The sequence below is a fragment of the Ruminococcus sp. genome (assembly GCF_017650195.1).
Classification (GTDB): Bacteria; Bacillota; Clostridia; order Oscillospirales; family Ruminococcaceae; genus Ruminococcus.
The window spans coordinates 119,942-132,137 of the sequence record NZ_JAGCFH010000102.1; the positions used below are offsets into that span (position 1 = coordinate 119,942).

Here is a 12,196-nt window from a genome sequence, read left to right on the forward strand (position 1 = left end):
AAGAAAAGGAGAATAGAATTGGCTATCCTTGAAACACAGGAACTTACATACACCTACAGCATAGGAACGCCCTTTGAAAAAACAGCTGTGGATCATGTGAGCCTTCAGATAGAAGAGGGCGATATGGTGGGCGTTATGGGACATACCGGCTCGGGAAAGTCCACTCTTATACAGCATTTCAACGGACTGCTCAGACCCACATCGGGCAGGGTGCTACTTGATGGAAAGGATATATGGGAGGACAAGGACAAGATACGCGATGTTCGCTTCAAGGTGGGACTTGTTTTCCAATACCCAGAGTATCAGATATTCGAGGAGACCGTATACAAGGATATTGCCTTTGGTCCTAAGAATATGGGACTTGACGACTCCGAGATAAATCGCCGCGTCCATGAAACAGCTCGAGATATTGGGCTTTCCGAGGAGCTCCTACAGCGTTCCCCTTTTGAGCTCTCCGGCGGTCAGAAGCGCCGCGTAGCTATAGCTGGCGTTATGGCTATGGAGCCGAGAGTGCTTATACTCGACGAGCCCACCGCAGGTCTCGATCCTGCCGGCAGGGACAAGATACTTGAACATATCAAGCGCTATCACGAGCGCACTAAGAATACGATACTTATCGTTTCACACAGCATGGAGGATATAGCGTCCTTTGCAGACAAGATACTCGTTATGAACAAGGCGAAGCTCTTCTGCTATGACGAAACGGTAAAGGTCTTTGCAAGAGCCGGTGAGATATCGGATATTGGTCTCGACGTACCACAGATAACAAAGGTCTTCGATGAGCTTAAGTGCAGAGGTCTCGATTTCGGCAAGGAGGTCTACACAGTAGGCTATGCAAGGGATCTTATCATGAAGCACCTAAACGAAAGGAAGGTACGCTGAATGCTGAGAGATATCACGATCGGACAGTACTTTCCCGGTGACAGCATAATACACAGGCTGGACCCGAGATTCAAGATAATCATCACGCTCATATACATCGTAATGCTCTTTTCTGGTGGCAATTATGTATGCCTTGCTATAGGGGCAGTGTATACCTTCGGAGCTATATTCCTTTCGCGTATACCATTCAAGATGTTTGTGAAGAGCGTAAAGCCTCTGCTGCCTTTCCTGCTCATAATGGCGGTGATAAACCTCTTTTTCATGAGCAGTGGAGAGGTATTGTGGCAGTGGAGATTCATAAAGGTGACCAGCGAGGGACTTAATGCCAGCGTATTCATGGTGATAAGGATAGTTCTTCTCATTATGGGGACATCCTTGCTGACCTATACCACGTCGCCTGTCACTCTTACCGACGCCATAGAGCGGCTGCTCTCGCCGCTCAGGAAGGTTAAGTTTCCAGTGCATGAGCTAGCGATGATGATGTCCATTGCGCTTCGCTTCATCCCCACCCTTATAGAGGAAACGGACAAGATAATGGCCGCACAGAAAGCACGTGGAGCAGAAATAGATACAGGAAGCTTCACGACGAGAGCAAGGAACCTTATATCCATACTTGTCCCCTTATTCATCTCCGCGTTCAGACGCGCAGACGAGCTTGCGACAGCTATGGAATGCCGCTGCTACCACGGCGGCGAGGGCAGAACAAGATTAAGACAGCTCAGGTCCGCTCCGAGAGACTATATCGCCCTTGCGGTGACAGTCCTCTTCCTTGCGGGAGTTATCGTGATTGGAAAGCTGCTCTGATAAAGACCTTAGAGAGGAAAACAATGAACAAAGAAGAAAGAAGAACTGTTGCACGAATAAGGCTGGAGCAGTTCAGGAAAGGTAAATTTTACCAGATATTCTGCGAAAAAGGCGTAGTATATCTGCTGCTGTCTTTCATGATACCGTTTTCGATAATGCTTTACGCATTCGGCGTGTTCGGGATACACCCTTTCGGAGATAGGCAGATACTTGTAGTTGACCTGTGGCATCAGTATTATCCGTTTTTCAGGGTCGTGCATGAGAAATTAGCGACAGGCGGCTCTTTCATGTACTCGTGGGAGAATGGGCTGGGTACGAATTTTCTGTCGCTCATATCCTACTATGCGGCAAGTCCTTTGAATTGGATATCGTTATTCTTCGGAGACGGCGGCGAAAGAGATGCGCTGACATTTATACTTGCGGCGAAGATAGGCTTTGCAGGAGCGTTTTTCAGCTCCTTCTTGAGGTATACCTATAGACGCAATGATCTGTCATTATGCCTGTTCTCAGTGGCTTATGCTTTGAGCAGCTATACTCTCGGCTATTACTGGAACGTAATGTGGTTTGACACAGTAGCGCTGTTTCCACTGGTGATGCAGGGCATCGTGGCTCTATGCCGGGAGGGAAAGTGGAAATTATTCACCTTCTCACTTGCCCTGTCCCTTATAGCAAATTACTATATAGGCTATTTCACTTGTATATTCTCGGTGCTCATGTTTGCGGCTGCAAGCATTATCGAATGCAAAGGTATAAAGGACTGGTTTAGGAAGCTATTCCTGATGATACGCTCCTCGGTGCTGGGAATAGGTTTGGGAGCTTTTATGCTCCTGCCTGCATATTATGGCTTGAAGCTCACCTACAGTGTAAACAATACGATGCCGAAGGAAATGACCTTCTACGAGGACTGGAAGAAGATATTCGCGCACCTGCTCTCCTATGATGAGCCTACAAAGGTGGACGGACTTCCCAACTTTGCCTGCGGTATGCTGGCGGTGCTCCTATTCGGAGTATTTCTCTTTGCCTTCGGCATAAAGATAAGGGAGAAGATATCAGCGCTTGTCATGCTAGGAGCCATAGTCGTGAGCTGTAATATGAACATACTCAATTTTATATGGCACGGCTTCCACTTCACCAATCAGATACCCTACCGTTTCGCGTTCATATTCAGCTTTGTGCTTGCTGCTGCGGCGTTCAGGGCTTATGATGTGATACTTTCAAGGGGCATAAAGATATATCACCTCATACTCATGCTCACTGCCCCTGCTACTGTCTTCGTGCTGAACAAGGTCTCCAAGGGCGTGGACTACAGGTTCGAGGGAGCTATAAAGAGCTCAGCTATAATTACAGGAGCCTTCTGGCTGATATTCATAGCTGCAAAGGTGTTCCCTTTCAGGAAGCAGAAAAATCGTAATCTGCTCATGACAATCGCCCTTTCTGCAGCGATGTTCAGTGAATTCATCAGCAATGCACAGATAGGTGTGAAAACTGTTGATACCACAGGATACAACGATTATCCTGCCAATTATCAGGAAGTAGAGTCCCTTCTCGGGTACGAGAGGGAGAACGACAGTACTCCATTCTACCGTACGGAAATGAGCTACACCTATACCCTTAACGACAGTGCGCTCTACGGATACTACGGACTTTCACAGTTCTCGTCGGCTGCCAACGTGTCTGTCACGACGCTGTGTAAGCGGCTTGGGCTTTATGCTTCGGAGGCAGGCAACAGATACTACTACAGGACCAATACTCCGGTGGTGAACGCTCTCTTCGGAATAAAATACCTCGTAAAAAAGAGCGGAGAGCTCAACTCTGAGGAATGGGCTTTTGACAATATAAGGATGGAGGGCAGTTCGAATCTTTACAAGAATCGCTATCCTCTTTCACTAGGATTCATGGTCAGCGGAGATGTAATGGATATGGAGGATAATGGAGCTGCGAACCCCTTTGAGTACCAGAACAAACTTGTAAGTCACCTTACAGGTACTGAGGAGGAGCTATTCACTCCTCAGCCTGTAGCTCTTGCAGAGTATGACGGTCTTGAGATCAACAAGAACGGCTATGGCAATTACACCTTCCGCAACGATACTGAGGAGCCCACAGGTAGCGCCACCTATACCTTCGACTGCCTTGATGGCAGCTATATCTATGGCTACGCCAACGGCACGGGCGGTACTTGCGACCACCTTGAGATAAAGTGCGGAGAGGAGCTTATAGACTCTGGAAAACTTATAGAAAGCTATCCTATACTGTTCCCTATGGGCAATGGTCAGACGGGAGATACCTCGACTGTGAAAATAACCTCAAACGAGAAGCACAAGTCGGGCAACTTCAAGCTCATGGTCTATGCTCTTAATAAGGATAAATTTGAAAACGCCTATCACGCTCTCGCTGACGAGCAGCTTGAGATAACAAGATTCAGCGATCGCAAGATAAGCGGAAAGCTCAGCGTAAAGGAGGACGGAGTTCTTTATCTTTCTATTCCCTACGAAAAGGGCTGGAGAGTATATATCGACGGCGAAAGAGCTGAGACTTTTAAAGTGCTTCAGGCTATGCTCGGAGTAAGAGTCGGTAGCGGTGAGCACGACGTAAGGATAGAATATACACCCGAGGGATTTCCTCTCGGAGTTATTGTATCCTTCCTTTGTGCTGTGTTCATAGTACTTCTCATTATCGGCGACAGGCGCCGTATGCTTCGCCGCAGGGAACATGCGGCTGCAGTGCAGCTTGCTTCGGAAAACGCTCCGGAGCCCTCGCCATACAGGCAGGGAGCTGCAATATACGATCAGTTCGGAATACCGAGACCCGAGGATCATATAGGTAGAGTTGAGGACTCGGAGATAATACTCTATGATGGTAGCAGAGCTGATGAAAAGGAGGTGGATAATGCGAAATCTGAAGGTAATGACAGCATACAGAGGCACTAATTATCACGGCTTTCAGCGCCAGGAAAACGCCCTAACGGTCCAGGAGGTGCTAGAGAGCAACCTCTCAAAGGTACTCAACGAGCCTGTGACAGTAACAGGCTGTTCAAGGACGGATACGGGAGTTCATGCGAATATGTTTTGCTTCAATGTGAAAACCAGCAGCAAAATAAACTGCCTCGGCTTTTGCAGAGGAGTGAATGGTGAGCTCCCCGAGGATATATCCATACTTAGCTGTGAGGATGCTTCGCCTGATTTCCACGCCAGATACGACTGCAAGGGAAAGGAGTATATCTATAAGATGCATTGCAGCGAGTCGAAAAATCCCTTTGCAGCTGATCTTATGCTGCATTACAGGAGAAAATTCGACATAGAGGCTGCACGAAAAGCCGCAGGATACCTTGTGGGAACTCACGATTTTTCATCATTTTGTGCTGACTGTACAAATGTTTCCACCACCGTAAGGACTATTTATTCCTTAAAAATAGAAAATAGTGGAGATTCTGTGATAATGCTTGTAAAAGGCAACGGTTTTTTGTATAATATGATTAGGATAATCGCAGGTACACTCATTGATGTGAGTGAAAAAAGAATAGCTCCCGACGATATACCTGCTATACTCGCCGCAAAGGACCGACTCAGAGCCGGCAGAACGGCAATGGCTCACGGGCTGTACCTGAACCGTGTGTTCTACAGCGAGGAGGAGCTGATGAGAGATATATAAAAACAGAACAAAAAAGGAGGTGCCAGCGTGCCGAAGGTTTATGACGTCGTCGATGAGAAAAATCAGATGAAACGTCGGAAACGACTGCGGCGGCTGATGTTGATAATGCTGGCAGCCGCTGTCGTAACGGGTCTTTATTTCACCCGCGATAAGTGGTATAATAAACTAAGGGGCATAGGAGAACAATACAGGACTATCGTAAACTCGGGTCAGCTGGCTGAAGGTAACTTTCCTATAGAGGTCAGCAGCGGAGCGGATTATCAGCTGAGCCTTACAGACAGGAAGATGATACTGCTCAGTGACACGTATACCTATTACTATGATACCGACGGAGCTCTCAAAAAACGCCGTCAGCATACATACACCAACACGGTCCTGCGTACTGCGGGGGGACGAGCCCTGCTGTACGAACAAGGTGGAAATGATCTTAGCGTAGAGGACGAGGATCAGGTCTTCTATACCAAGACTTATGCAAAAAAACAAATACTCTTCGCAAGACTTAGCGAGGAGGGATATGCAGCTGTAGTGACCACATCGGACAACTACAACTGTGAGCTGAAAGTGTATGATAAAAGGGGAAAGGTCATATACGGAAGACAGTGTATCGAAAGGGTCAGCGACCTTAGCTTTATAAACGGAAGCAAAGGTTGCGTGCTGGGATATATCTCAGCGGAAAACGGTCAGCTCGTTACAAAGGTTCAGAGGATCAGTTTTACTGAGAAGCAGGAGCACTGGACATCCCCAGGTCTCAATACCCTCGGACTCAACGTTTGCGGATACGAAAGCGGAGCTTTCGTTATCGGAGCGGACGCCTGCGGCTATGTTGACGATAACGGTCAGATAAGCTCGTACTACTCTTACGACGGCGAGTACGTTGCAGGTGCAAGTGAGGACGGCAATTCAGCAGTTATAGTAAATAACGACGATAGAAGAAAATACGTCATGGCTCTTTTCAGCGACGAAAACGCTGAGGCTCTTGAAATTGAGCTGGACGAGCCTCTAATAGACGTTACCATTTATGAGGACCTGGCATATGTTATGTGTCAGGGAAAGATTATGGCTTACGATTTCCGCGGCGGACTTCGTTCCATTGCAGATGTAAGCGACTCATATACTGGCTTTGTACGCAGCGATGATCATATTTTCCTGAAGGGCTACAATAAAATAGACCGTATAGATTATGAAAGCTGACTCTGATAGTGGATCAATTTATTACCCGAAAGGAGGCAGCGTCATCGGATGTGATAGGCGCGAAATAGTATGGGAGTACAATTCTGGTGGTTTTACGATGTTATCGTAATAGCTGTAGCTGTGATATGCATATTTATTACAGCGAAGAAAGGGCTGCTTAAGGCGTCATTTGCTATAGTAGGCTATATATTTGCAGTATTTCTCAGCTACTCTGGCAGTGCAGCGATTGCTGACACAATAACTGAGCACGCAATAAGAGGAAGCAATATAAAGAAGCTTCATCAGACTCTGGTGGATTATGAGTATTCCTCAGAACTAGCTATGAAGCTGGAGGGGCTGGGTTATAATCTTTATGTTGACCGCAGCACTCTCGAGGACATATATGCCAAAGGCGAGGACGTAGATGAAGAGATTTACGATTACCTGAACAAGATAAATAACAAGAAGGTCGATGAGGAGGACGTATTCTACGAAAAACTTCACAACTGCTATGCTGAGTCAGTAAAGGGTCTCATATCAAGGCAGTTGACTCAGTATTCCGCGGAGTGCGCAGCAGATGAGATAAGAAAAGATCCTGCTACCTTCAGGCAGTTCATGCAGATCATCAGCGATCCAGAGCACAAGGAGCCTGGAGCTGTATTTCTGGTGGATCACTACCTGATGAAGCCTTACAGGACCTACATCAGACTCATTATATACCTCATAGCATTCGTGCTGCTGCTTTTCGTTGCGCTGGTCATAGCGCGTGCGGCTGCAAGACGCGACCATATTGAAAACAACGCCATGACCTATATATTCTGCGGTATCATAGGTATCGCAAAGGCGGCGGCTATAGTTCTCGCCATTGCAGTCATGATAAGACTATACGTGATAACAGGCAGCAACAAGATGCTGTTCTTCAATCACGATGTTATCGAAAAGAGCTATATCTTCAAATATATCTATCAGATCGTACAGAAATGGTAGTACAACGGATATGATGCTATGTGCCGTTTATTCCGCCTTTCCACGGAGGAACGGTCATAATTAACTACAGGAGGAACTGCCTGATGATAATGTGCAGTAAATGCAAGAAAAGACCTGCGGTGGTGTTCATTACCTCCGTTCAGGGAAACGAGAAGAAAAACGAGGGACTCTGCCTTTCATGCGCGAGAGCACAGAATATCCCGCAAATAAAGGAATATATGGATAAACTCGGTATAACCGACGAGGAGTTGGATCAGCTTTCAGATCAGATGCTGGGTATGCTGGACGGCGACAGCTTTGAAATGGGTGGTTCAGGAGTACTCCCCGATTTTATCACCAATATGTTCGGCGGAAATGATTCTGAGAGCGAGGAAGGCGAAAAGAACGGATTCGATCCGAGAAGCCTCTTCGGTGGAAAGAACTCCGACGATGATAAGCTCTCAGACAACAAAGAAAAAAAGAGTTCTCTCTTCGGCAGGAACAAGGAAAAAAAGACGAAGGAGCCGAAGTTTCTCGGCAGCTACTGCACTAACCTGTCACAGAAGGCAGCTGACGGCAAGCTGGATAATATCATCGGCAGAGATATGGAGATAGATCGCGTTATACAGATACTATCAAGACGTACAAAGAATAATCCCTGTCTTATAGGTGAGCCCGGTGTCGGCAAGACCGCTATCGCAGAGGGCATAGCCCTGAGAATAAATGAGGGGAATGTTCCCTTCAACCTTGCGGACAAGAAAATATATCTCCTCGACCTTACGGCTCTGGTTGCCGGTACTCAGTTTCGTGGACAGTTTGAGAGTCGTGTAAAGGGACTTGTGGACGAGGTAAAGCGTGAGGGAAATATCATACTCTTTATTGACGAGGTCCATAATCTTGTGGGTGCAGGCGACTCAGAGGGTTCAATGAACGCTGCCAATATCCTAAAGCCTGCCCTTTCAAGAGGCGAGGTACAGGTTATTGGTGCCACTACTTTTGGCGAGTACAGAAAGTATATTGAGAAGGACTCAGCTCTGGAACGTCGTTTCCAGCCTGTTACCGTTAACGAGCCTACAATAGAAGATACAGTTGATGTCCTCGTGGGTATAAAGAAGTACTACGAGAAATTCCACAGAGTACACATCTCGGATTATCTTGTAAGAGTCTGTGCTGTGCTCTCGGAGAGGTATATCACAGACCGCTTCCTTCCGGATAAGGCTATAGACCTTCTTGACGAGAGTTGTGCTTATGCTTCCATACGTTCTCCCGAGATAGGTGATTACGAAAAGTGCAAAAAGGAGATTAAGGTGCTGGAGGATATGGAGCTGTCCATATCCGAGCAGGAGGAGATAGACTACAAGGCTCTTGCAGAGGTCAAAGGCAAGCTCATTCACCTCCGCGAAAACGCCGAGGAGCTCAGGGCAAAGGCTGAAAATGTGAATGTTGAGGAGTCCGACGTTACAAAGGTTGTCGAGCGCTGGACAGGTATCCCGGCAAGCAAGATAGCTGAAAACGATTTCCTAAAGATAGCAAGGCTGGACGAAGCCCTCAAAAAGCGCATAGTCGGTCAGGAGGAGGCTGTAGGTGTCCTTACCAAGGCTATAAAGCGCACAAGAGTGCAGCTCAGCAAGCGCCGCAGACCTGCTTCATTCATATTTGTAGGTCCCACGGGCGTGGGAAAAACAGAGCTAGTAAAGGTGCTGGCGGAGGAGCTCTTTGATTCTCCGGATCCGCTTATTCGGCTTGATATGACAGAGTATATGGAAAAACACTCTGTTGCGCGTATGATAGGCTCACCTCCAGGCTATGTCGGCTACGATGAGGCTGGCCAGCTAACAGAAAAGGTGCGTCGCAAGCCTTATTCGGTAATACTATTTGATGAGATAGAAAAGGCTCATCCAGATGTTATGAATATACTCATGCAGATACTTGACGAGGGCAAGGTGGACGACGCACACGGTAGAACTGTCAACTTTGCGAATACTATAATCTGTATGACTTCCAATGCTGGTTCTACTGATAAGAGCATAGGCGTGGGATTCAACCGTACAGAAAACGAGATAACACGTGAAAAGGCTATGAAGGGCCTGAGAGACTTCCTGCGTCCTGAGTTCATAAGTCGTATCGATGAGATAGTTGTGTTTAAGGACCTCACCAAGGAACATTATGCGAATATCGCTGCTCTTACTCTCGACGAGATGAAGGAGCCACTTGCTGAAAAGAATATATCCCTTGAATATACAAAGGACGCTCTGAATCTCATTGCTGAGAAATCCTTCGGCAAGTCCTACGGCGCAAGAGATATACGCCGTGTTATCCGTCAGGAGATAGAGGACAGCATTGCCGACCTGATAATAGAAAAGGTATCGGAGATAAACAAGATAGTCATATCCGTCAAGGACGGTAGCTTCACTGTTACAGGCAGAAAGGAGAAAGCCAAAAATGAAGCGTAATATCCTAGCAGTTTTTCTTGTAGCGGCTTTTGCTGCCGGTACTGTCAGCTGCTTTGAGAAGAAAGAGGCTGTTGCAAACAGTAGCGGAAAAACTGGAGCCAATACTGCTTCTGTCGACCAGTCTGCTGGTGACCCTGAGGGGACTACCATGACAGAGAGCATGGAGCTCATGCGTTTGAAATATGCGGACGTTCCTGAGGCTTCCAGTGGTCCTGTGATAAAGATAAGCGATACTACTGCAAAACCTGGTGAAATGGCTGAGGTAACGGTATCTGTTACAGGTGCCAACGAAAAATGGAGTATGTGCGGTATCCATATAACCTATCCGGATGTTCTTGAATGTAAAATGGAAAACGCCGAGCAGTTTACGGTGGATTACGAGCCGGGTGCGGCTATCAAGAAGAGTGCAGGATTTGTCGCAATGGACTGGGAACTCAATCTTGCCGACGAAATGATACGCAATAAAACAAGGTCCGTATTCTTTACCACCATGTTCAAGGACAACGATGGCAGAGACGGAGATATCGCCACATTTTTCTTCAAGGTGCCAGACGATGCAAAGCCTGGAACGGTCTACGATTTTGGCTACTACTACATGGAGTCGGATATGTTCAGGAATATTGAAAACGACCAGTCGTTTGAGAAATATGCCTTTGAGCATCTTCAGGGCGGAAGCATTACTGTAACATGATAACAGGGAGCTGCGGCGCATACGTGCGGCAGCTCCATTTTACGCGGAAAGGACAATACATAATGAATAAAAAGGAAACAGCGGAGATAAAAAAGAATTTTTCGGACAAGAGTGGCTTCTTCATAATGGAGCGCGTTCTTACGGCTTTTATCGACGCTGAAAAGAATCTTCGCTATCACAATGTCAGCTCCTGTCTTACTATGCCTGTAGAAGAGCATGACGTATACGATGAGACCCTGAAAAAGGTCCTTAATACCAATGTGGGAAAGGCTTTTATCGAGTATGAGTTTCCTAATGAGGCTTACGACGAGGGGCAGCCCCAGAATATACTCTATACCCTTTTGACCTCGGAGCTCAAGGACGATATCGCCTGCGAGGAGTTCCTTAACCATATCGCAAATAATATCGCGTATACTGGTCCATTTGCGGTAATAACCTCCTACTGCACCTACACTATCCGCAAAAAGGACAAGAACGACGAGTTCGCAGAGGGAGATGACGAAATGTACCGCTATATCCTTACGGCGATATGTCCCGTAAATACCAGCAAGGACGGTTTCATTTTTGATAGCGTGGGCAATGAGATAACCAAGAAGGTGAATACTGAGCTCATAATCAGCAAGGCTCCCTCAGATGGATTTCTTTACCCGGTCTTCAGCAACAGGAGCTCTGATATTAACCACGTTATGTACTATACTAAAAACGTGAAATCCCCCAATGTTTCGATAGTTGAGAATGTATTGGGCTGTACCTTTGTAATGTCAGCTCAAAGCGAGAAGAGCAGCTTCCAGAGCATACTCAAAAATGTAGTTGGCGAGGAGCTTGATTATACTATTATTAAGACAGTAAATGAGAAGATTCAGGAGGTCGTGGAAGAAAACAAGGACGACACAGACAGGGTGGTTATCGACAACAATAAGCTTAAGGATATACTCATAGATGTGGGACTTCCCGAGGAAAGACTGAATATGGTGGAGCCTGTATACGAGAAGGTCTGCGGAACCGCTCCTTTGACAGCAGCTAATCTCGTGGAAACCAAAACGGTTCTCACGTCGCCGGGTATAACCGTGAATATCAAGCCATCCGCGGCGGATAAGGTTCGTACCAGTGTGGTTGACGGCAGACGCTGTCTTCTTATCGACATTGACGACCCAACTATCGAGATAAACGGTCTGCCCGTTACTCTGTGACAGATGTCAAATAATAAGCTTCTTCTATAAGTGGGGCTGTACCGGCATGAAATCCAATGGCAAACCATTGAATATTTAAATAATAATTTTTAAGTTCTATCTATTACGCAAAAACAAGTGCGTATTTATGTAAGATTTGCATAATGATGCGCAAGGTATCAGCAGGGGCGCGAGGCTTACTTCGTCCCCCTTCTACTGACGACTAAGAAGGTAGAGGAACGACGCAAAAAAGGAGACCGTAAGGTCTCCTTTTTTCAGTGATTTTCCTTTATTGCGCTTTTTGCTTTGGCTACGATCGTTCTGTCATTTTCATAAGACAGTATATTCGCTGCGTAGGATATGTCTACCCAGCGTATATCCGCTATCTCTCCCTCCTGAGGCGAAAAATCAAC

At 46.6% G+C, this 12,196-nt stretch carries 9 protein-coding genes; all 9 read left to right on the forward strand.

The annotated features are described in order from the left end of the window. Positions 1-18 precede the first annotated feature (18 nt). The 9 genes from J6U00_RS04915 to J6U00_RS04955 all read left to right on the forward strand — a co-directional run bounded on the left by J6U00_RS04915 (position 19) and on the right by J6U00_RS04955 (position 11,804). On the forward strand, positions 19-882 hold the full coding sequence (locus J6U00_RS04915) for an energy-coupling factor transporter ATPase (protein ID WP_296579670.1): 864 nt from the start codon (positions 19-21) through the stop codon (positions 880-882). After that, a complete protein-coding gene (locus tag J6U00_RS04920; RefSeq protein ID WP_296579673.1) occupies positions 883-1,686 on the forward strand; it encodes an energy-coupling factor transporter transmembrane component T in 804 nt (267 codons plus the stop codon). It begins immediately after the preceding gene. 23 nt (positions 1,687-1,709) lie between these two features. After that, on the forward strand, positions 1,710-4,613 hold the full coding sequence (locus J6U00_RS04925) for a YfhO family protein (RefSeq protein ID WP_296579676.1): 2,904 nt from the start codon (positions 1,710-1,712) through the stop codon (positions 4,611-4,613). Next, positions 4,573-5,334 carry a tRNA pseudouridine(38-40) synthase TruA gene (gene truA / locus J6U00_RS04930; protein ID WP_296579680.1) on the forward strand — a complete coding sequence of 254 codons (762 nt, stop codon included), beginning with the start codon at positions 4,573-4,575 and terminating at the stop codon, positions 5,332-5,334. The genes J6U00_RS04925 and truA overlap by 41 nt, the downstream gene beginning before the upstream one ends. 27 nt (positions 5,335-5,361) lie before the next feature. Continuing rightward, complete coding sequence (locus tag J6U00_RS04935) at positions 5,362-6,525, forward strand: DUF5711 family protein (protein WP_296579685.1); 1,164 nt, start codon at positions 5,362-5,364, stop codon at positions 6,523-6,525. Positions 6,526-6,594: 69 nt separating this feature from the next. Beyond that, positions 6,595-7,491 (forward strand): hypothetical protein, encoded by an 897-nt coding sequence (locus J6U00_RS04940; RefSeq protein WP_296579686.1) that lies wholly within the window; start codon positions 6,595-6,597, stop codon positions 7,489-7,491. Between the two features lie 83 nt (positions 7,492-7,574). Further along, positions 7,575-9,923: an ATP-dependent Clp protease ATP-binding subunit gene (locus J6U00_RS04945; RefSeq protein ID WP_296579689.1), complete on the forward strand. Its 2,349-nt coding sequence runs from the start codon at positions 7,575-7,577 to the stop codon at positions 9,921-9,923. Further along, the gene (locus J6U00_RS04950; RefSeq protein WP_296579694.1) at positions 9,913-10,614 is read left to right on the forward strand and encodes a cohesin domain-containing protein; all 702 of its coding nucleotides are present in this window, start codon (positions 9,913-9,915) and stop codon (positions 10,612-10,614) included. The genes J6U00_RS04945 and J6U00_RS04950 overlap by 11 nt, the downstream gene beginning before the upstream one ends. 62 nt (positions 10,615-10,676) lie before the next feature. After that, positions 10,677-11,804, forward strand: a complete 1,128-nt coding sequence (locus J6U00_RS04955) for a DUF4317 domain-containing protein (protein WP_296579697.1) — start codon at positions 10,677-10,679, stop codon at positions 11,802-11,804. Positions 11,805-12,196: the final 392 nt, after the last annotated feature.